The sequence below is a fragment of the Hymenobacter nivis genome (genome assembly GCF_003149515.1).
Classification (GTDB): domain Bacteria; phylum Bacteroidota; class Bacteroidia; order Cytophagales; family Hymenobacteraceae; genus Hymenobacter; species Hymenobacter nivis.
Genome location: NZ_CP029145.1, coordinates 1523900 through 1544165, shown reverse-complemented (window position 1 = coordinate 1544165; position 20266 = coordinate 1523900). Strand labels below are relative to the sequence as shown.

18 protein-coding genes and 1 pseudogene are annotated in these 20266 nt (G+C 63.3%); 13 read left to right on the top strand and 6 right to left on the bottom strand.

Annotation, left to right across the window (positions count from 1 at the left end):
* Window positions 1–12 precede the first annotated feature (12 nt).
* Entirely contained in the window at window positions 13–1392 is a 1380-nt protein-coding gene (locus tag DDQ68_RS06725; protein ID WP_109655613.1) for a HAMP domain-containing sensor histidine kinase, read from the bottom strand.
* A gap of 200 nt (window positions 1393–1592) precedes the next feature.
* Window positions 1593–2267 (bottom strand): response regulator transcription factor, encoded by a 675-nt coding sequence (locus DDQ68_RS06720; RefSeq protein ID WP_109655612.1) that lies wholly within the window; start codon window positions 2265–2267, stop codon window positions 1593–1595.
* Between the two features lie 1130 nt (window positions 2268–3397).
* Between DDQ68_RS06720 and DDQ68_RS06710 the strand changes: the two are divergent.
* From DDQ68_RS06710 to DDQ68_RS06650, 13 genes and pseudogenes are all read left to right on the top strand, one after another.
* Window positions 3398–4621 (top strand): annotated as a pseudogene (locus DDQ68_RS06710) (GTP-binding protein).
* A 93-nt stretch (window positions 4622–4714) separates the two neighbouring features.
* Window positions 4715–5161, top strand: a complete 447-nt coding sequence (locus tag DDQ68_RS06705; protein ID WP_109655610.1) for a Fur family transcriptional regulator — start codon at window positions 4715–4717, stop codon at window positions 5159–5161.
* Window positions 5162–5223: 62 nt separating this feature from the next.
* A complete protein-coding gene (locus DDQ68_RS06700) occupies window positions 5224–5484 on the top strand; it encodes a MerC family mercury resistance protein (RefSeq protein ID WP_109655609.1) in 261 nt (86 codons plus the stop codon).
* A gap of 539 nt (window positions 5485–6023) precedes the next feature.
* Window positions 6024–6332 carry an alpha/beta hydrolase family protein gene (locus DDQ68_RS06695; protein WP_109655608.1) on the top strand — a complete coding sequence of 103 codons (309 nt, stop codon included), beginning with the start codon at window positions 6024–6026 and terminating at the stop codon, window positions 6330–6332.
* A 114-nt stretch (window positions 6333–6446) separates the two neighbouring features.
* Window positions 6447–6665, top strand: coding sequence for a hypothetical protein (locus tag DDQ68_RS06690; RefSeq protein WP_109655607.1), 219 nt, complete (start codon window positions 6447–6449; stop codon window positions 6663–6665).
* Window positions 6666–6779: 114 nt separating this feature from the next.
* Window positions 6780–7124, top strand: coding sequence for a hypothetical protein (locus tag DDQ68_RS06685; RefSeq protein WP_109655606.1), 345 nt, complete (start codon window positions 6780–6782; stop codon window positions 7122–7124).
* Window positions 7125–7236: 112 nt separating this feature from the next.
* Entirely contained in the window at window positions 7237–9606 is a 2370-nt protein-coding gene (locus tag DDQ68_RS06680) for a TonB-dependent receptor (RefSeq protein WP_245897353.1), read from the top strand.
* A gap of 67 nt (window positions 9607–9673) precedes the next feature.
* On the top strand, window positions 9674–10351 hold the full coding sequence (locus DDQ68_RS06675) for a hypothetical protein (protein WP_109655605.1): 678 nt from the start codon (window positions 9674–9676) through the stop codon (window positions 10349–10351).
* 33 nt (window positions 10352–10384) lie between these two features.
* Window positions 10385–11113, top strand: coding sequence for an outer membrane beta-barrel protein (locus tag DDQ68_RS06670; RefSeq protein ID WP_109655604.1), 729 nt, complete (start codon window positions 10385–10387; stop codon window positions 11111–11113).
* 206 nt (window positions 11114–11319) lie between these two features.
* Window positions 11320–11877 carry a hypothetical protein gene (locus DDQ68_RS06665; protein WP_109655603.1) on the top strand — a complete coding sequence of 186 codons (558 nt, stop codon included), beginning with the start codon at window positions 11320–11322 and terminating at the stop codon, window positions 11875–11877.
* 249 nt (window positions 11878–12126) lie between these two features.
* Window positions 12127–12597, top strand: a complete 471-nt coding sequence (locus tag DDQ68_RS06660) for a carboxypeptidase-like regulatory domain-containing protein (protein WP_162549905.1) — start codon at window positions 12127–12129, stop codon at window positions 12595–12597.
* The gene (locus DDQ68_RS06655) at window positions 12540–12911 is read left to right on the top strand and encodes a TonB-dependent receptor plug domain-containing protein (RefSeq protein WP_109655601.1); all 372 of its coding nucleotides are present in this window, start codon (window positions 12540–12542) and stop codon (window positions 12909–12911) included. Before DDQ68_RS06660 ends, DDQ68_RS06655 begins: the two co-directional genes overlap by 58 nt.
* 68 nt (window positions 12912–12979) lie before the next feature.
* Window positions 12980–13231, top strand: a complete 252-nt coding sequence (locus DDQ68_RS06650) for a transposase (protein WP_109655600.1) — start codon at window positions 12980–12982, stop codon at window positions 13229–13231.
* Window positions 13232–13569: 338 nt separating this feature from the next.
* Here DDQ68_RS06650 and DDQ68_RS06645 read toward each other — a convergent pair whose 3' ends face one another.
* The 4 genes from DDQ68_RS06645 to DDQ68_RS06630 form a co-directional block, all read right to left on the bottom strand.
* The gene (locus DDQ68_RS06645; RefSeq protein ID WP_162549904.1) at window positions 13570–14634 is read right to left on the bottom strand and encodes a metallophosphoesterase family protein; all 1065 of its coding nucleotides are present in this window, start codon (window positions 14632–14634) and stop codon (window positions 13570–13572) included.
* 144 nt (window positions 14635–14778) lie between these two features.
* Window positions 14779–16203 carry a hypothetical protein gene (locus DDQ68_RS06640; protein WP_109655598.1) on the bottom strand — a complete coding sequence of 475 codons (1425 nt, stop codon included), beginning with the start codon at window positions 16201–16203 and terminating at the stop codon, window positions 14779–14781.
* A gap of 42 nt (window positions 16204–16245) precedes the next feature.
* Window positions 16246–17235: a hypothetical protein gene (locus DDQ68_RS06635; RefSeq protein ID WP_109655597.1), complete on the bottom strand. Its 990-nt coding sequence runs from the start codon at window positions 17233–17235 to the stop codon at window positions 16246–16248.
* Window positions 17236–17265: 30 nt separating this feature from the next.
* Entirely contained in the window at window positions 17266–20058 is a 2793-nt protein-coding gene (locus tag DDQ68_RS06630) for a TonB-dependent receptor (protein WP_245897426.1), read from the bottom strand.
* Between the last annotated feature and the right edge of the window lie 208 nt (window positions 20059–20266).

The following is a 20266-nucleotide window of genomic DNA, read 5'->3' as shown; positions in this document are numbered from 1 at the left end:
CTCGGCACGCGGCTAGCCCGGTGCCGGGCGCAGCGGCAGCCAGACTTCGGCCACCGTACCGCCGCCCGGCCGGGGTAGCAGCCGCAGCCGGCCCCGGTGCAGGTGAATGATGCGCTGGGCCAGCGTGAGCCCAATGCCAAAGCCGGGAATGTCACCCACGGCGCGGCCCCGCGTCAGAGGCTGAAAAATGTGCTCCTGCTCGTCGGGCGCGATGCCAGGGCCGCGGTCCTCCACCAGCAGGCGCACTGCCTGGGGGCCGTCCAGGGTCAGGGTCAGGATGACGGGCTGGCCGTTGGAATACTTAGCGGCGTTATCGACCAAGTTACCCAAGGCCGTGCTGAGCAGACGGGCGTTGCCGAGCACCTGCGGCGTTTGGGGCTGCGTTTCCACGTCTTCGCCGATGGCCAGGTCCAGGCGCTGGCCGGGCCGCTGCTGCTGAGCGCTGCCCACTACGTCGAGCAGCAGGTCCACTACTGCCAGGGGCTGGCCGTCGAGGTGGGCGGCCCCGTCGAGGCGGGCCAGGTGCAGCAGGCCGTTGGCCAGGGCCGTGAGCTTGTCCAGCTCGCCCACCGCCTGGCCGATGCCTTTCTGGAGGCTGCCCACGTCGGCGTCGTAGGCCAGCGACGTTTCCAGCCAGCCCTTGATGGTGGTGAGCGGCGTGCGCAGCTCGTGCGAGGCGTGGGAGATGAACGAGCGCTGACCCTCGACCAACGCTTCCTGCCGGCCCAGCAGCTCATTGAAGGCCCCCGCCAGCGCCCCGACCTCGTCGCGCCGGTTGAGCGGGCGCAGCCGAAAAGCCAGCGACCGGGCCTCGGCGGTGCGCAGCTGCCCCAGCAGAAAATTGAGCGGCGCCAGCGCCCGCGTGGCAAACAGTAGCCCCAGCGCCGCTACCAGCGCCACGGCGGCTAGGTTGCCGTAGAGAAAGGAGTTGAACAGGGTTTGCTGCTGGGCAAAGCCCTGCTGGTCGTAAGCAGTTACCACGGCTACGTACTGCCCCTCGGCGTCGGGCCGGCGGTAGGCCAGCGCCACGCCTTCCTTGGGGTGGGCGTGGCCGGGCTGCCGGTAGGAAAAGCCCAGGGCGCCCTGCTGCCGTACCCGTGCCAGCCAGCCGGCGGTGGGGTGGTAGTCGGCCCCGGCGCTGCCGTAGAGCCGCCGGTTGGCCGGCGTGTACAGCTGTTCGGCCTGCTCGGGCAACGACGCCAGCACGGTGCCGGCAATGGAGTCGTCCAGCGCCAGAATCTGCCGCGTCACGGCCGCCTTGCGGGCTAGCCGTTCGCTAAAAGAGTGCTGGCGAAACCGGGCGGTGCTCACGTACACGTACCCCGAAAAAACCAGCAGCAGCCCGCTGACCAGCGCCGCAAACCAGAGCAGAAGCTTGTGTTTTATCTGCATCGCGCTTAGAAGCTGTTTAAGTTAGTGGCCTTCAAAAAAGCCTTCTGTTACCCCAACCAGATACTTCAGGGGGAGACGTTGCTGCAAACGGGCCAAATTTCCGCCAAGCAGGTGTCAGAGGTTGGCTGGAAGACAGGCAAAATTTGCCTTAATATTGAAAATTAGTTAGTTCATCTGAATCAACTAACTCAAACAGCTTCTTAGCCTTGCAGCAAGTAGCCCGCCCCTACGACCGTGTGCAAAAGCTTCTGACTAAAGCCTTTGTCCATCTTCTTACGCAGAAAATTCATGTACACGTCGATGACGTTGGTGTTGGTATCGAAGTGCAAGTCCCAGACCTTTTCGGCAATGTCGATGCGGCTGACGGTGCGGCCCTTATTGGTGAGCAGGTACTCGAGCAGCGAATACTCGCGGCTGGTGAGCTCGATGCGCTGGCCGGCGCGGGTCACGGTGCGGGTCGTCGTATCCATTTCCAGGTCGGCCACCCTCAGCACGGCGTGCAGGCCGCTGTAGGCCGTACTGCGCCGGGCCAGCGCCCGGATGCGCAGCAGCAGCTCCCGAAACTCGAAGGGCTTGGTAAGATAGTCGTCGGCCCCGGCCCCGAAGCCATCCTCCTTGTCCTGCAGGCCGTCCAGGGCTGTGAGCAGCAGCACCGCTTGGCGTGGCGAGTGCTGCTTGATGTAGCGGCACAGCTCGAAGCCGTTCAGGCCGGGCAGGTTCACGTCCAGGATGACTACATCGAACGGCTGCTGGTCGAACAAGCGCCGGCCAATCAGCCCGTCAAAGGCTACCTTGATGTCGTAGCCCTCGCTCTCAATTCCTTTGCGGATAAACGAGGCCAGGCTCGCTTCGTCTTCGACCAGCAAGATTTTCATCCGGCAAAGGTCTTCGTAAGCTAGTAAGGGCAGATGAAGTTATAGCAGTTTTCAGGTCCGGGTACGGCCCGGTTCGCCGGCTTTTTCAGCCAGCCGACCGATTGACTATCATAGGGCTTACGCAGTTGCTGCTGGCGGCCTGCTGGAAGAAGTTCGGCCAGGGCATATGCTGGTGGCCTCACCGCTTCGGCCACGAGGGGCCCTGGCCACGCTCAAGTATTTATAGGAACTGACCAGCCACAGCGCGGCGTACAAATCCTTCATTGAGCCCTGCCTCGCCTCGCCGGGACTCTTCGGCGACGTCATCGTGTCTACGCGGGTCACCATTGCCGCTCAGTACCTGATCACGAGCCGGGTGAACACCAAGACTGCCCCCGATAAGAAGCGGGCGGCTGGAATGAAGCTGGGGCCCCTACCAAAGGCCAAAAAATAATTGATCAGGAGGTGCGCCGGCTCAAAGCCAGCGGGGCCGCGAAGAGGCTCCCCAGTATAGTGGTCAAGTACCTGGCCGCGTAACCAGACTGCCACCCTTTTCGACTAGGAACAAATAAAAAGGCCCTATAAGTGAGATACTTACAGGGCCTTTTCATTAAACGATGCGGTCTGGACGGAGCCCAAACGAACCCCTAAATGACTTAATTAACCCTCTTTTTTACAGCCGCTTGCGTGAAAAAGTAAACAACTTAAAGTTCAGGCGGTGATCTAAACCGTGGTGATTTGTTCAGGCCGGGCAGTCGCTCAAAGGGGAGGATGTCGTCGCCGTGATGACTCGTTTGCGGCAGGAGTTGGGTCTCGTGCCCGTGCGCATTCAGGTCGACCACGACAGCGCGTTTATCAGCGACGCGCCTGACCGCTGGGCCATCAGTTCATGGCGCGGCTGCGGGCTGACCTGGCAAGCTGCCTGTGCACTGCCCTGGAAATTAGCCACTGGCGGCGCGGGGCCATTTCTTTGGACCCGTGGCCGCATTCCTGATTCGCAAAAGCCCACAGCTTTTCTTCCAGGGCCCAACCGGATTGGGAAAGCGACAAGGCCCTGCTGCCTTTAATGCAACAAAGTTGCGTTAAAGGCAGCAGGGCCTTACCTTTGATAACCAGTGGCCCCAGTGCCACTGTCTTCTACCCGCTTTTTTATGACCCCTATACTGTCCGTTCCTGCCTGGAAAAAACTCCCTGTTACCGTGCTCAGCGGTTTTCTCGGGGCCGGCAAAACCACTTTGCTCAACCACGTGCTGCACAACCGCGAGGGGCTGAAAGTGGCCGTCATCGTCAACGACATGAGTGAGGTGAACGTCGATGCCAACTTGGTGGCCCGCGAGGGCGGCCTTTCGCGCACCGAGGAAAAGCTGGTGGAGATGAGCAACGGCTGCATTTGCTGCACACTGCGCGAAGACTTGATGCTGGAAGTGGAAAAGCTGGCCCGCGAAAACCGCTTCGACTACCTGCTTATCGAAAGCACCGGCATCTCCGAGCCGCTGCCCGTGGCCCAGACCTTCTCGTTCGTGAGCGAAGACGGGGCCGTGGACCTGAGCCGCTTTTCCCGCCTCGACACGCTGGTGACCGTGGTCGATGCATTTAACTTCGCCAAGGATTTTGGCAGCCTGGACCACCTGCCCGACCGGCAGCTCAACGAAGCTGACCCGCAGGATGTACGCACTATTGTAAACCTGCTCACCGAGCAGGTGGAGTTCGCCAACGTCATCGTGCTTAACAAGGCCGACCTCATGAGCGAGCACCACCTGGGCGAGCTGCGGGCCATTTTGCAGCAGCTCAACCCCAACGCCCGTATCGTACCAGCCCTGTTTGGCAAGGTCGATTTAGCGAACATCCTCCACACCGGCCTCTTCAACTTTGAAGAAGCCGAGCAGGGCAGGGGCTGGCAGGAAGAATTGAAAAAAGCTCACCACACGCCCGAAACCGAAGAATACGGTATCGGCAGCTTCGTCTTCCGCGACAGTCGGCCCTTTCACCCGCAGCGGTTCTGGGACTAGATCACCGACGGCTGGCCGGGCGAAGTCATCCGCAGCAAGGGCCTGTTCTGGCTGGCCTCCCGGCCCAGCGATGCCCTGAACTGGGGCCAGGCCGGCGGCTCGCTGCGCACCGAAAGTGCGGGCGCATGGTGGGCCAGCATCGAGCGGCCCGAGCTGAACCCCACTTTCCACGAAAACCGCGACATTATCATGGCCCGCTGGGACAAGCGGTTTCAGGACCGCCAGAACGAGCTGGTGTTCATCGGCCAGGACGTCCCCGAGGCGCGGGTGCGCCAGGAGCTGGAAGCCTGCCTCTGCACCGAAGCAGAAATCCACCACTGGCAGCGCGGCGGTTCGTTCCAGGACCCCTGGCCGGTGTTTGAGTAGCAATGCCCCCCAGCTACGGGCCGGCGCGAAACCGCAGGTATTACCCCCACCGGCCTGCAATGGAGCCGGCCGGTCCCGCTCAACCCTTCCGATATGCTACCCGCCCCACCCGTTCTTCCCGACCGCCTGGCCCACACCCTTGTCCGCCACGGGTTACGCGAAACACCTGCGCGCCGGGCCGTGCTGGCCCTGCTTTCGGGCCGGGGCTACGCCCTCACCGGGGCCGAGGTGGAACGGGAAATCAGCGGCGGCATCGACCGCGTGACCCTGTACCGTACCCTTAAAAGCTTCGAAGAACACGGCCTGGTCCATCGCGTGCCCGACGATGCCGACGGGTTGCGCTACGCGGCTTGCTCTATCGAATGCACCGCCAGGGCGCATTTCGACAACCACGTGCACTTCAAGTGTGGGGTGTGCCGCCGCACCTACTGCCTCAACCAGGTACCCATTCCGGCGGTGCAGCTGCCTGACGGCTTTTGGGCCGAGCGGCGCGACTACCTGCTCGTGGGCACTTGCCAGCTCTGCCGGCTGGCTGGCTGAGGCCTACCGGGCCCCCGCGCTACTCTTTCGCACGTCATTTCCCCAGTTTTTATTATCGCTGTATGGCCCCTGAAACGTCTGAATTTTTACTATTGGTACCCAAAAGCTCGTGGCTGCGCCAGGCCGCCGACTACGGTGGGGTGCTCAACGCCGGCCTGTGCCTGGTGCACTGCGCCGCCGGGCCGCTGCTGCTGGTGCTTTTCGCGGGCACGGGCGCGGCCCTGTCCAAAGGCTGGGACGTGGCTTTTCTGTTGCTGAGCGTGCTACTGGTGGGCCTGGCCACCCGGCGCACGTCGTCGTCGGGCCTGCGCGGGGCGTTGTAGAGCTTTCTTGGGCTATTTGGGGCGGCCGTGCTGCTCAAGGGGCGCTGGCCGGGGATCGAAGCCGCGCAGTACGCCGCGTCGGCCGGCCTCATCGCCACGCACTTGCTGAACCTGCGGCACTGCCGGCGTTGCACAGCCAGGCAGTGCCCCGCGCAGCCGGCAGCCCGGGCCTGACTGCCTCCGCCCCCCATCCGGCAATTGGAGCTCGGCCATCCAACCAACCCGCTTTTCTGCATGCGAAAGCTATTCCTGCTCTTCCTCGCCGGGCTACTGGCCTACGCCGCCGGGGCCCAAAACGGCGAAATCCTGTGCCAGGCCCCGTGCGCTGTTCCGACAGCCTGCAAACCCAGCGCATCCGCGCCGCGCCGCGCATCCGACAGGTGTTCGAGTAAATCGAAACCCTGGCCATCACCTACCTGAGCGGGGGGCTCAAAATCCAGGGCTGCGTGATGCAGCTCAAAAGCCGGGTAAGTATCCCTGCGTCATCTTCTGCCGCGGCGGCTACGAACAGTTCCGCCAGTTGAAGCTACCCTACCACAGTGCTGGCCGGCATTGCCCAGCACGGCTACGTTCTCATCGCCTCCCAGCTGCGCGGCACGCCCGGTAGCGAGGGCAAAGACGAATTCGGCGGGGCCGATACCCTCGACGTCATCAGCTGCATTCCGGCCTTGGCTCAGTTACCTAAGGCCGACACCAGCCGCCTCGGCCTCTACGGCATTAGTTGGGGCGGCCTGAATGCCTTGCAGTTGCTGCGCTCCGAGCGGTACATCCGCGCGGCCATCGTCAACAGTGGGGTCCTGGGCGCGCTTGCCGCGCTGCAACGCCCCGACGGCGAAGGGTTTAAGTAGGGAATCTACACCTGCCTCATCCCTAACTACCGGCGCGACAAGCAGCGGCAGCTGGCCCTAAGTAGCCCGTTCTACTGGCCCGAAAAGATTTGCAAAACGACGCCGCTGCTCATTATGCAGGGCGGTGCCGACTGGCGGACGGATGCTGCCCTAGCACTGGCGCAAAAACTCTACGCCCTTAAGTGCCTCGCCCGCTTTGTGCTGATGGAAAGTGGCACCCACGGCCTGCGCGGCGACCCGCTCCGCGACTACCTGCTCTTCGACTGGCTCGACCGCTACGTGCGTGACCGCGCCCCACTGCCCGATCTGATGCCTCAGCGAGTGAAGCCATAAATGCGGAACGGGTAACCTTTCTGCTCAAATTACGCTACACGCCCGCAGTGGCCCGACAGCCGTTTTGCCACCACGTTGCGTTACTATTCGCCCCGTTTGCCCCATCTTTGCTCCGTGTCCGCCCTGCGTTCCCATATCGCCCTACTGTTGCTGCTCTGCCTTACGCGGACGCTGCTGCCGGAATCGTGGGTATTAGCCTTGCACGCGCACGCCCACACCGCCGACGAGCCGGCACAGACCGCCGCCTTTCGGCACCAGCACCATGCGCTGCTGAGCGGCCAGCACCAGCACTGCCAGGTCGAACACCTCTACGACGTGCCGTTTCTGGCCAGCGTGCCGATGGTGATGCCTGTGCCGGCCGTGCGTCCGTGCTTTGCCACCGCGCCCGTGCCCACTGTGGCCACCGCGCCCTGGATTGCCCGCCAGACCGCACAATTGCGCGGGCCCCCGGCCGCCTAAGCGGCTCCCCGGCTTCTTAAGAGAGTTGCACGAGGCCCTGCCCCGACTGCGCCGCGGTCAAAGGGTAGGCTCATGCTTACGCCGCGCTGGCGCGGCATTCGGTACCTGATTGATGGAAATTGTTTCCTGCCCGCCGGGCCGCGTCGCGGCGTGGCTGGGCGTGGCACTGATGGGCTTGTTGGCCCTGCCCGGCCGAGCGCAAACCGCCCCGACCGCCGCGCCCTGTGCACTATCGCTGGCCGGCCGTATCACCGACCAGCGCACCGGCGAGGCCCTGCCGGGAGCCGTGCTGCGCCTCGACGAGCTAGCTGGCGGCGAAGCCGCCGACCCTGACGGCCACTACCATTTCCATGGCCTGTGCGCCGGGGCCTACCACCTGCGGGCATCCTTCGTGGGCTACGGCGAAGTAGTGATTGCGCTGACGCTAAAGGGCTCCCTCAACCGCGACATCAGTCTGAAAGCCGACGCCCAGCAGTTGAAGGAAGTGCGCGTGCTGGGCGAAAAGGAAACCCGGCCGCTCGTCAGCCAAAGCCAGGAAACGCTGAGCGGCCGGGCCCTGGCCGAGACCCGGGGCTTGAGTTTGGGCGAGTCGCTGAAAGGCATCACCGGAGTGTACAGCATCCAGACGGGCCCCACGATTTCCAAGCCCGTCATCCACGGGCTGTACGGCAACCGGGTGCTGATCCTCAACAACGGCGTACGGCAGGAAGGGCAGCAGTGGGCCAACGACCACGCCCCGGAAATCGACCCGTTCACCGCCACCCGCCTGAGCGTGATCAAGGGCGCGGCCAGCATCCGCTACGGGGCCGATGCCATCGGCGGCGTGGTGCTGGTGGAGCCCGCCGCCCTGCCCGACACGGCCGGCGTAAGCGGCGAGCTGAACTTGGTGGGCCTGAGCAATGGGCGGGGCGGGGCCGCTTCGGGCTTCGTGCAAACGGCCGTGACTGATAGCACCAGCGCGTTTCGGGGCCTCAGCGCCCGGCTGCAAGGCACGTTGCGCGGGGCCGGCAACGCCCAAACGGCGCACTATTACCTCAACAACACGGGCCTGCGCGAGCAGAACTTTTCGGCGGCACTGGGCTACCACCGTGGCCGGGTGGGCGGGGAGGTGTTTTTTAGCCGATTCGATACCAAGCTGGGTATTTTTTCGGGGGCGGAAAACGGCTCGATTACCGACCTGACGGCCGCCATTGCCCGCGACCGGCCCCTGACGCCCGATGCCTTTTCGTACGCCGTGGGCCGGCCCTACCAGGCCGTGGTGCACGAGCTGCTGAAGGTGCAGGCCCGCGCCGACCTCGCCCGCGCCGGCCGGCTGGAAGCCACGTTTGCCCGCCAGACCGATGCCCGTTCGGAGTATGGCGACCAGATTCCCTACAACCCCGCGTTGGGCGACGTACCCGACCTGTTCCTCAGCCTCACTACCCACACCCTGGACCTGGCCTGGACCACCCCGAAAGCCCCGGCCTGGAGCGCCACGGTGGGCGCGGCCGGCTCGACGCAGGCCAACGTGCGGCAGTACGAGTTCCTAATTCCGAATTTTCGCAACTACGGAGCCGGGGTGTACGCGCTGGGCAAGCATACCGGCGAGCGGCTCACGCTCGAAGCCGGCCTGCGCTACGACTACCGCTGGCTGCGGGCCTTTTTCCTGAACAACAATACGGTGCAGGTGGAAACGCCTACTACCATTTACCAGGCCGTGACGGGCACGCTGGGCGGCGTGCTGGACCTGGGCAACGGCTTGACGCTGAACGCTAACTTGGGCACGGCCTGGCGCCCCCCCACCGTGAATGAGCTGTATGCGGCCGGCGTGCACCAGAGCGCGGCCACCTACGAGCAGGGCGACCCCAACCTCACTCGCGAGCAGGCTTACAACGGCACGGTGAGCCTGAACTACGCTGGGCCCCGGGTAGAAGCGGAGGTGGGCGGCTACGTCAATTACATTCAGAATTACGTCTTTTTACAGCCTGCGCTGCGCTACATCCGCACGGTGCGTGGGGCCTATCCGGTATTCGAATACGTGCAGACCAACGCGATTTTCCGGGGCCTAGACGCGCACGCCAGCTACCGGCCCGTGCCGGCCCTAACAGCCAGCGCGGCGCTCTCGCTGCTGTGGGCCTATAACCAGACAGCCCACGACTACCTCATCTACGCCCCGCCCCAGCGGCTGCAAACTAGCCTGCGCTATACGTTTGGGGGCCCCGCCACCGGCCCCTACCTGGAGCTAAATAACCTGGTAGTGGCCCGCCAGACCCGCGCCCCGCTGAATGGCGACTATGCCTCGCCGCCCGCAGGCTACGTGCTGTGGGGCGCAGCGGCCGGCACTACGCTGCATCTGGGCCGCCAGCCCGTGGAGGTGAGCCTGAGCGCCACCAACCTGCTCAACGCCGAGTACCGCGATTACCTCAACCGCTTCCGCTACTACGCCGCCGACCTGGGCCGCAACGTGCAGCTGCGCCTGCGCGTGCCCTTCGGCTTTAAGTAAAAATGGGCCCTGCCCAACCAGTTTTTTTCACAATTACCCCTTCACCCATTCACCCATTATTAAAATCATGAAAACCCAATCAATTCCCCTGTTTAAGCCGGCGGCCCGCCTGTTGTCGGCTGCGCTGCTGCTGGCCGTTGCGGCCGGGTGCAGCAAAAGCGAAGAAGTAGTGGCCCCGACCATCGCCAACGAGGCCCTGACTACTACCATCCTCACGCTGACCAACACCGCTAACCCGTCCGATGTGGTAACGGCTCAGTGGGAGCAGCTGCTCGACAACAAAGGCCAGCCCCTGCCCCCCGACGTGAGCAAGGCCAACCTCGCCCTGAAGGCTAACGCTACCTATACCGGCCAGCTCGGCGTGCTCGACAAGAGCCAGACCCCCACTTTCGATGTGGGCAAGGAAATCGGCGAGTCGCGCACTACGTACCACCACTTCTTTTACCAGCCGCTGCCGACCAACCAGTCCTACGTGATTCCGGCTCCGACCGGTGCAGATACTTACCCTACGCCCATTCCGACGCCGCTCCCCAGCACGACGCCGCTCAACCTGACGGTAACGACCACCGACGTGGACACCAACAGCCCACCGCTACCACTGGGCCTGAAAACCAGTTTTAAAACGGGGGCCGCCAGCACTGGCTACCTGCGCGTGGTGCTGCGCCACCAGCCCAATACCAAGGATGGCACTTACGCCCCCGGCTCGACGGACCTCGACGTAGGCTTGAACGTGACAATTCAGTAGTCCCGGCTTTTCACTTTTTTTCTTTGTTCTAATATGAAATTCTTAGCTGTTTTATTAAGCGCTGCGCTGGCCCTGCCGCTGGCCGCTGCAGCCCAGGGGCCCAACAAAAGCTACGTAGGCCTGAACGCCGGGGCCTCGTTTGCCCTCGGCGATTTTGGCAAGGCTGACTACTACAACAACTCGGCGGGCTTCGCCAAAACCGGCTTCCACGGGGCCCTCGACGGGGCGTACTTCTTCGGGGGGGGCATCGTGGGCTTGGCCGGCCAAGTGGCCTTCACCGACAACGGCCGCCTGAAAGCCGATGACCTGGCCAAAATCGGCGCCGGCTTCACCGACGGTTTCGGGGTGGACGAGAGCACCCTGCGCAGCGACAATCGCTACCGCCGCCTCACGGCGATGGTGGGCCCTACGTTCCTGCTGCCGCTTGGCAGCGATAAGCTCAAGCTGGAAGTGCGTGGGTTGGTGGGCCTCGTACACAGCATCAGCACGCCCACCTACACCGTGCAGCTTGAAGACAATGACCAGACACTACTCAAGCAGACTAGCTCGACGAGCACTGTGTTTGGCTACCAGGCCGGCCTGGGCCTGCACTACGCCCTCACCGACCACTTGGGCGTGGTGCTGCGCGCCGACTACCTCGGCACCGGCGACCTGAGCATTGACAACGCCAACCGCACCAACAACGCCGGCCGCCTGCAAACCAAAGTGGCCCCCACAGCCCTCAACACTTCGCTGGGCCTAGCCTTCGCCTTCGGCAAATAGCATCGCTTCGGGGCCGGGCGGGCCCCAACCGCAGCGGCCGCGCTGGCGCGGCCGCCGCTGGGCTTCTCCGTTTGGTTTTGGAGAAATCGCGGGAAGGCCCCGGCCGCTGGCCGGGGTTTTCTTGCCCGCCGGGCGCGGCAGTCAACTTCCCCTGGGAAACCATCTTTTTGCTGATCCCCCTTCTTTTACCTTTTATTCCCCGCCGCATGAAATCAGTACACCACCGCTTCCCGGCCGCCGCGCTGGTTCTGGCCCTGGGGGCCGCCACGCTCGGGGGCTGCTCCCCGGCCAGCAAGCCTGCGGCCGACCAGCCCGACGGCTCGGCCGCCACCACCGCTGGGGCCCCCGGGGCCCCCGTCATCACCCACGCCGACCTAGTGACCGAACACCAGAAGCTGGAGGCCGACCACCGCATCATGCAAACCGCCGACTCGGTGATGGAACAGGACCACCGCCAGGCGCTGGCCGCCGCCCAGCAGGCGGGCATTGAGAAGACCCCCGCTTTTCAGGCCCTCGAAAAGCGCCACGATGCCCTTATTCAGCAGCACCAAGCCGTAATCAAGCGCCACGATGCCGTGATAACGCGGCATGCTGAGCTGGAAGCCAAACACGAGGCCGGTGGCGTGCCCGAAGCCCAAATGCGCCAGGACCACGACCAGATGAAGGCGGAGGACCAGCAGATTCAGCAGGAGCACCAGAAGCTCGTTGCCGACCACGCCAGCATGATGGCCGAGCACAAAAAGATGCTGGCTGACAAGAAGTAAGGAGTAGTGGGCGGGCAGCGGGCAGTGGCTGCGAAAGCCCGCCTTTACGCCCGGGTAAGCTTTCACGGCTGGTCCATCTGCTCTGGTTAATTTTGGCGTAAACGCGGGAGAATGCTGGCCACCGGCCAGGATTCTCCCGCGTTTGCTGTCGGAGGGCCCCGGGGTCCTCTTTCGCAGAAAGGCTCTTGTCAGCGCCGGCGTTTCTTCTTTTATTCTTTCGTTACCCTATCGACTCCATGCGCTGCCGCTTTGCTGCTAAGCGGCCCGCCCCGCCCGGCCGGGGCCCAAACCGCGGCCCCCGCGCCCCGCGCCCCGCGCCCCGCGCCCCGCGCCCCGCCGGCGGCCGGCCCGGCCTTTGCCGGCCACGTCGCCGACGCCGCCACTGGCGAGGCCGTGCCCGGAGCCACCGTGCTCGGAGCCACCGTGCTCTTCACCGACCTTAAGCAGGGCACGGCTACCGACGGGCCCGGCAATTTCAGCTTCGCCAACCTGCCGCGGGGCCGGTTTGGGGTGCAAATTCGTTCGCTGGGCTATACCACCGTGAGCCTGACGGTGGACACCGGCGCCGGCCAGCCGCTGGACGTGAAGCTCATCCCCGCGGCCACCGAAATTGGCCAGGTAGTAGTTACGGGCGTGTCGGCGGCCACTGAGGCGCGCCGCTCGTGCCCACCGTCGTCATCGACCGCACCCGCCTCAACCAAACTTCGGGCACGAACGTGATTGACGCCATCGCCCACACGCCGGGCCTAAGCCAGATTACTACTGGAGCCGCCATCAGCAAGCCGGTGGTGCGCGGGCTGGGCTACAACCGCGTGACGACCCTGAACAACGGCGCCAAGCAGGAGGACCAGCAGTGGGGCGACGAGCACGGCATCGAAATCGACGAGTTCAGCATCGACCGGGCCGAGATCATCAAGGGCCCCGGCTCGCTGCTGTACGGCTCCGATGCCATGGCCAGCCCACCGGAGGCCTCGGCTACCCCGGCCAGCGTGGGCAGCGCTTCCGCCACCGGGTACGCGCCCGCCAGCTGCTGAGCCCCGGCGCTGTAGTCGTCGAAGCCTGCCGACAGGTCGGTTTGTTCGGGGTAGGCCGTGCCATATGCTTGGTTGAGCTGGGCCAGTCCAGCCCGAGCGTCGCCGTCGTGGACGCGCAATCCATCAAGTGCAGCGAGCGCGTCATAGTGGACAAGGGCTTTGATGGCCACAAAAAAATCCGGGGCCGCAAGCGCCTGCTCGCCGTCGGTACGGGCGGCCGGCTGCTGGCCGCCCATGTGGGACCGGCCAACGAGAATGGCCGAATTGGCGGCCGGGCGGTGTTGGAAAAGCTGCACCGGCAGGGATTTAGCCGGCTATAACTCGTCTTCACCGACCCGGCTACGACGGCCGCCCCCTGGCCGGATGGGCCTAGGCCCCCTGCGGCTGGCGGCCGGAAACAGCCCCCGGCCTGAGCGGCCGCGGGGGCTTTACCCCGCAACTCACGCGTTGGGTGGTCGAACGCTCCATCAGTTGGTTGCACTGGGACTGACGCTTAAGCCGCGACCACGAATGTGAAACGAGTAGCGCCGAAGTCATCTTGTATTTGTCCAGTATCCGACACCTTATCCGTAAATTTTAATAGGCTCTAATGGCAGCTTGTCGGCCGGGCTACTGGCCTAAGTGCGGCCGGCTATCCTGTGCCGTACCAATTTCCTTCTTATTTCCAGGTCAGGTCCACCGAGTCACGCACAGTAGTGGGAGTCGCGGTAGTAACGGCGCCCAGGTAGCCGTTGGCGGGCAGGTCGCGGCCGTAGCTGTAGGCCTTCACCTTGCCGCTGGTAAAGACCTTAACCAGCGTGTAGCCGTAGAAAAGTTTGTTGGGCGAGGCGCTGGCGTCGAGTACCGAGCCGCCGTTGCCGGCGATAACCTGCCAGGGGTGGTAGTTGGGCTGCTGCGAGCGGAAATACAAATGGTTGTGCGCCGCCAGCATGGCCTCGGCGTGGTTGGCTTCGAGCACGTCCCACATGCTGCCGCCGTTGCGGAGGCCGTCGCCGCCCGGCGCGGGCAGCGCCGGCTTGTGGCCAAAGGCAAATAAGTGCTTGCTACCCTTGGCCCGGGCGGCGGCCAGGTCGGTTTGGAGCCAGGCCAGCGGCACGGTGGCCTCGGCCCCCACGGGGTCGGTGTTCAGCACCACGAAGTGCGATTTCTTGTAGTCGAACGAGTAGGTGAGGCGGCTTTGGTCGGTGGCTAGCTGGTCGGGGCCCCCGGCCCCGGGGCCGTTACTGCCTACTATGTAGGGCCGCATGGCGTTGCGCCAGGCCAGCTCGGCCCCTGCGAAGGAGGGCTGGTTTTTGCCGCTCATCACCTCGTGGTTGCCGGGCATAGCCACCAGCCGGATGCTGGTGCGGCTCAGCGGCGCGGCCTGGTAGAGCCGTACCCAGGCCCGCAGCTCATGGCCAATCACGGCCGAATCGGGCGAGTAGCCTAGCACCATGTCCCCCATAAAAAACAAGTAGTCGGGCACCGGCTTCAGTGCCGCTAGCTCGGTGTAGGTTTGGTTGAGCTGGGGCACGTTGGCGGTGCTGGGGTTGGCGGCCAGGTTAAGGTCCGAGTTGTCGACGCGGTTGCAGCCCAGCACGGCGAAGGAGTAGGCCAGCGTATCGCGCACGGCGGCGGGGGCAGGGCTAGGCGTGGGCTGGGGCATGGCGTCGGGGCCCGTGTGGCAGCTTGCCAGGCCAAGCGCGGCTAGTAGGCCAACGGCTAAAGGGATAAGGATTTTCATAAAAAAGGCCCAGGAAAAGAACGTCGTGCGGCGCCGGCCGAAGCCGTCCCGCGCCATCGAACTGTTCAATGACGCGGGAAAGATGCTCCGGCAAGCGCCGCCTGATGTTCTGAAAGATCAATTTTTTGGCTGATTTCGAAGGGCTTAGTGCTGGTTGCCGCTGCCGTCGGTGGGGTAGGCCCCCAGGTCTTTGCTGGGCGGGTTGATGGCCGTGGCGCCGTAGTTGGCGTTCACCGGGATGGCCGGCGAAGTAGCCAGCGGCGCGAAAGTTGCATTTCCCTTGCCGATGACCGGCGAGGTGCTGCTCAGGTGGAAGTTGTAGGTACCCACCGTGTTCACGTCGGCCAGGCGTTTACCAGCAAATGGTAGCGAGAAGCCCACGAATTGCGGGTTGTTCTTGGCGATAGCGGCTGAGCCGTTATACACTTGGCCCAACTTGTAGCCGGTGGGCAGGAAGGAACTGGGCAGCGGCAGGTCGGTCACCTGGGGCTTGGTTAGGAAGGACGTAGGGTAGATTTCGTTGGTCTGGGCCAGCGAGTCTACGTAGTTCAGGTTGTTGCCGTACTTGAGGTTTGCCGTGTCAGCAACTACCAGCACATTGCCCAGGTAATTGCCCGAGCCCACCACGCGCGGGCCGTACTTACAATTGACCATGAGGTTATTGTAGTACATCCCGCGCGAGCCCTCCTCGTAGTTAATGGAGCCGCCCCGGCCGGCCGAGGTGCGGCGGTAGCCGTTGTGCACGTACGTGTTGTTGTACATGTAGATGTTGGTCTGCGGATTCTTGCCGCCGTTGTTCGAGGCTTTCGAGCCGTTGGTGGCCGAGCCGATGAACAGGTTGTAGGCGATGTTGCCGGTAGTGCCCGACTTGATGTTCAGGTACTCACCGCCCGTCTTGCCTCCTTTCTCCCAGGTGTTGCGCATCACGTTGATACGGCCGCCCAGAATGCGAACCGGGTCGTCGGTCGCGCCGTACACCCACGAGTCTTCCAAGTCAAACACGCCCTGCGGATTCTGGAAAAAAATAGGGTAGGTATTCTTGTTGTTGGCAATGCCGGCCGACACGGGCGATGTAATAACCGTGCCGCCACCGCCTTCCACGTGCGTCCATTTCAGCACCATCAGCGAGCAGGTCACGTCGCCCAAAATACCGCCCCACTTGCCCTGGTAGGCCGGGTCGGTGGCCGGGTCGGCGCCCACTTGGTCGGTGTGCACGAAGTTCTTGGGTGCGAAGTAAATCGGCTTGGTCGCCGTGCCCAGCGAGAGCAGCGTGCCCTTAATCACGAAGTTGTAGTTACCCAGGAAGTTGACCTTCACCCCCGGCTGAATCACCAGCGTGTCGCCGGCATTCACAATTACGTCGGCGTTTACTTCGAAGCTCAGGTCCTGCTTCATCGTGCCCTTGACGGGCCCCCCGATGGGTGCGCTGTTGTCCACGGCCTTGCCTACGGTCAGCGGCGGGGTCGAGAGCTGTACGTCTTCGTTCGACTTGTTGCACGAGGTCAGCAGCCCCATGGAAGCCAGCGCCAGCAGGCCCGCGCCGCGCCCGGCAGTTGTTAAGAGGTTCATGGTAAGTAGTAAAAGTAAAAAAAGAAAAGGTGGAAATCAGAATTAATTACCGGGTACTACTAGTTCCTGCACCGAAAACAGGGCGGGTTGGCTGGGGTCAACGGTGATGCGAACGGCCTGCACGTCGGCCTCGCCGGGCACTTGCAGGCGGGTGAAATTTTGGAGCACCTGCTTGGGCGAGGCCGGGTTGGGCAAGGGCTTGTCGAGGATGAGGCGGTGCGAGTCGCCGTTTACCAACAGCACCGGGCGGCCAAAGGCCACCGTGTGCCGGGCCAGGGCCCCTACAATTTCGGTGAAGCCGTCGGCGTCCTTCGCGTTCTTGGCCGGGCTGAACATGTCGGCCTGGGTGAAGAGCACCACGCCCAGCCGCTTCTGCGCCGCCGCGTCGGCAAACACTGCATCGAGCCAGGCTAGGTTGGCCTTCTGGCGGTCGTAGAACTCGCGGTTCTGGCCTTTGGCGTCGTTGGGCACGAAGTTGTTGTTCGAGCCCACCAAATGCACCGTGGCGAAGGCCACGTTGCCGGTGCTCCAGCGGTTGTTTTCCACGTAGGCCGCAAATGCAGGGTCCAGGGCCTGCGTAGTCAGCGCCAGCTTGGCCTTACCGAAGGAGTTGTGGTCGGGAAAGAACAGCTTGCGCACCACCGCCAGGCGCTCCTCGGGGTCGTAGCGGCCCGCTTTTTCACGGTTGCAGTCAGTCCACTCATTGTCGCCGGGCGTGTACACCAGCGGCTGCTCGAAAGTGCGAAATTCCGTCAGCACCTTGCCGTAGATTTCCTCCGTGCACAGCGTCGAGCCCGATTTAATATCGCCCACGTGCACCGAAAAAGTGGGCCGCTGCTGGTTTATCGCCCCAATGAGCTTCTCAAACCGCCCGTAATCAGCGGGCAGCGTGTAGGGCATATCGCCCAGCGCCACAAATGTGAACGTGCCGGTGGGGGGTAGGGGCCAGGGCCGGCCGGGGGCCGAGCGAGCCCCGGCCAGACTGGTTACCAGCAGCGCGGATAGGCCCAGCAGTCGAAGAAAACGCTTCACGAGAACGAAATAAAAAGGGGGGGTAGGCGCTTAATTGAGGCGGTAGCGCAGACCCAGCAGGTAGGTGCGGTTGTACACGTCGCGCTGCACCAGAATGCGGTTGGGGCTGTTCTGCTCGGGGGCCGTGAGCAGGCCGCCGGTGGGCGCTTGCAGCACCTCCACCACGGTGGGCGTATTCAGCAGGTTGGTCACTTTCAGGAAGGCCGTGAGGTGCGCCGGCAGCTTCTGCTCGGCCGAAAAGTCGAGCTGCGTCGTGGCCCGCTGCCACTGGTCGAGGTCCTTATAGGGCGAAACCAGGTTGATGCGCCGGCCCGTGTACACGGCCGCCACCTGGGCGTGGAAGCCCGTGGCCTCGCTGCGGTAGAGCAGCGCCAGGTTGGCAATGTGGTTGCTCTGGCCTTGCAGCGGGCGGGTCTGGGTGGGAGGGGTAGGGTACTCGGCGGTGGCCGGCTGGTCGGGCGATACCGTGTGGTACTGCCCGTCAGTGGCCGAGCGGTAATACACGCGCTTGGTGGTCGTGATGCTTGAGTGCGTGTAGGTGTAGTTGCCGTTCACCCCCCAGTTGCGCAAGTACTTAGTAAACACCAGCTCGGCTCCAAAATTAGTGGCGTTACCGAAGTTCTGCGGCTGGTAGTACGAGGTATTATTGGCTACCTGCGCGAAGCCGTACTCAATCGGGTTCTGGATGTTTTTGTAGAATACGCCCGCCAGCAGCTGCGAGGCAGCCGGGCCAAAGTGCTCGTAGCGGAAGTCAAGGTTATCGGCCTGCGTGTGTTTGAGGTAGGGGTTGCCAGCCTCGGTGTAGTAGTCGTTGTTGAGGTTGGTAACGGCCGGCACCAGCTCAAACAGGTTGGGCCGGCTGATGCCCTTGAAGTACGAGAGGCGCAGGTTCTGGCGCTCGTTCAGCAAGTACTTGAAATGCACGCTCGGCAGCACGTCGAGGTAGCTGATGTTGCCGCTACGGCCTACCTGCGTGGCCGGTAGCTGCGAGTCGTAGTGCTGGCTGGTGTTTTCGAACCGCACCCCGCCTAGAATTTGCAGTTTATTGGCTAGCAATATTTTAGCCTGGGCGTAGCCGGCCGCAATGCGCTCATTGGCTACGTAGTTGTTGCCATCGGTGCTCTTCTCTTGGCCGTTGTCGAGGCTGAAGACGAAGCGTGCCTGGTCGTAAGTGGTGAAGGGCTGGCGGTTGTTGGTGCCGGTGCCGGTGGTGGCCGCATCGAGGTCGTAGTAGTCGTAGGTGCTGGTGCGGTCCTTGTTGCGCAGCAGTCCGCCGGCCGTGAATTCCAGCTTGTCCGTGGCCGCGAAGCTCAGGTTGGCGTAGCCAGCTACGTCCTGGTCGAGGCTGTGCTGCCAGAGGTGCGATGAATTCGAGACAAACGTACCCTGCTGGGTGTTGGCCGCCGTGGCCCGCACAATGGTGATGTCGGTCTGGTTGGGCGTGTCGAACGTAGCCCGGCCATACACCGCCGACCAACTCAGGCTGAAGCGCGGCAGCAGCTGGTGGGTGCCCTGCAAGGTTTCGGACCACAATTGCTGGCGCTGAAACCGCGACTGGTCGCTGACGGGTACGTCGCCGCCGGTACCCAGGTCGTTGGTTGTGATGTGGCGGTGCTGCGCATCGTCCAGCCGCACTAGCAAGGAGTACAGGCTGAGGCGGTTGCGGGCGCTGGGTGCGTAGTCGAGCTTGGCGTGCAGGCCGGCGCGGTTTTGCAGCAGCGAGTACTCGCGGCGCTGTATCTCATCAAAGGTGAAGGTGTTGGGCAGCGGCTCGGGCTTGGGTTGGCCCAGCGGCCGGTAAAACAGGCGGTCTGAGCCCCGGTAGGTATTCTGGAGGCTGCCCGCCACCAGCAGGCCCAGCTTGCCGTCGCGGGTGCGGTTGCCAATAGTCAACCCGAAAAGCGAGTTTGCCGGCACTTGCACGCTGGAGTAGTTGAGCGGCGTGTTGGAAAAGTCGCTGGGCTTGGCCGCATAGTCGGTGCCGTTCGCCTGGCCCGGCGACTGCTGGGGCAGGCTGCTGGTGGAGAAGCCCGAAAACGGCCGGGTGGCAAACAAGTCGCTGTAGCCGCCTGCCGCCGTGGCCGCCACCACCAGGTGGTCGGGGGCCGACTTCATCACCATGTTCAGGGCTCCGCCGATGGCGTCGCCCTCCATGTTGGGGGTCAGGGCTTTGATAACTTCGAGGCGCTCCAGCAGCTCGGCCGGGAAAATATCGAGCGGTACGTAGCGGTTCTTAGGGTCGGGGCTGGGAATCTTGATGCCGTTTACCAGCGTGTAGTTGTAGCGCCGGTCCATGCCCCGGATGATGGCGTACTGCCCATCGCCGCCCGAGTTGCGCACCACCGACACGCCCGAGGCGCGCTGCACCACATTGCCCACCGTCACGTCGGGCGACAGCTCAATGGTGCGGGCCGAGATGATATTCAATACATTATCGGCCTTCTGCTCCGCGCGCCGGGCGCTCTGGGCCGACTCGCGGTCGGCTTGGCCCGTCACCGTTACTTCCGTTAGCTCGTGGCCGGTAGCGATTAGCTGGAAGTCCAGGGTTTGAGTCGCGCCGGGCGTCAGGCTTATCGTTTGGGTCTGTAGCTCGTAACCGAGGTTGCGGGTTTGCACTACCACCGGGCCGGGGGCCAGCTCTCGCAGCACAAAGGTGCCGTCGAGGCCGGTGGCCGTGCCCTGCTGGGTGGCCGGCACCACCACGCTGACCCCGATGAGTACATCGCCGGTCTTGGCATCGCGCACCGTGCCGCGTAGCGCTGCTAGGTTGGATCGGCCAAGGTTTTGCGCGCTAACCGTCAAGGTTACTCCGCACAACAGCACGGTCAAAAAAGCAGCGCAAAAACGGTAAATATGTAGCATCGGAGATTGAGTGACCGAGACAAACTTACCGATTATTTAACTCCAGGACCAATTTGTAAGACGCACTAACTAAATGATAATCATTACGTCACATTAAATAATTTAATAAAATTTACGTGATAAATTAGTAATGTGATAGGCGATGTTATTCATCTTTCTTACATAAAAT

What these genes read in the sequence shown, in the direction of transcription:
- DDQ68_RS06720 (WP_109655612.1), bottom strand. Translation starts at nt 2,267, where the DNA reads ATGAAAATCTTGCTGGTCGAAGACGAAGCGAGCCTGGCCTCGTTTATC.
- DDQ68_RS06690 (WP_109655607.1), top strand. Translation starts at nt 6,447, where the DNA reads ATGCAGGGCGGTGCCGACTGGCGGACGGATGCTGCCCTAGCACTGGCG.
- DDQ68_RS06700 (WP_109655609.1), top strand. Translation starts at nt 5,224, where the DNA reads ATGGCCCCTGAAACGTCTGAATTTTTACTATTGGTACCCAAAAGCTCG.
- DDQ68_RS06680 (WP_245897353.1), top strand. Translation starts at nt 7,237, where the DNA reads ATGGAAATTGTTTCCTGCCCGCCGGGCCGCGTCGCGGCGTGGCTGGGC.
- DDQ68_RS06705 (WP_109655610.1), top strand. Translation starts at nt 4,715, where the DNA reads ATGCTACCCGCCCCACCCGTTCTTCCCGACCGCCTGGCCCACACCCTT.
- DDQ68_RS06725 (WP_109655613.1), bottom strand. Translation starts at nt 1,392, where the DNA reads ATGCAGATAAAACACAAGCTTCTGCTCTGGTTTGCGGCGCTGGTCAGC.
- DDQ68_RS06670 (WP_109655604.1), top strand. Translation starts at nt 10,385, where the DNA reads ATGAAATTCTTAGCTGTTTTATTAAGCGCTGCGCTGGCCCTGCCGCTG.
- DDQ68_RS06645 (WP_162549904.1), bottom strand. Translation starts at nt 14,634, where the DNA reads ATGAAAATCCTTATCCCTTTAGCCGTTGGCCTACTAGCCGCGCTTGGC.
- DDQ68_RS06665 (WP_109655603.1), top strand. Translation starts at nt 11,320, where the DNA reads ATGAAATCAGTACACCACCGCTTCCCGGCCGCCGCGCTGGTTCTGGCC.
- DDQ68_RS06640 (WP_109655598.1), bottom strand. Translation starts at nt 16,203, where the DNA reads ATGAACCTCTTAACAACTGCCGGGCGCGGCGCGGGCCTGCTGGCGCTG.
- DDQ68_RS06675 (WP_109655605.1), top strand. Translation starts at nt 9,674, where the DNA reads ATGAAAACCCAATCAATTCCCCTGTTTAAGCCGGCGGCCCGCCTGTTG.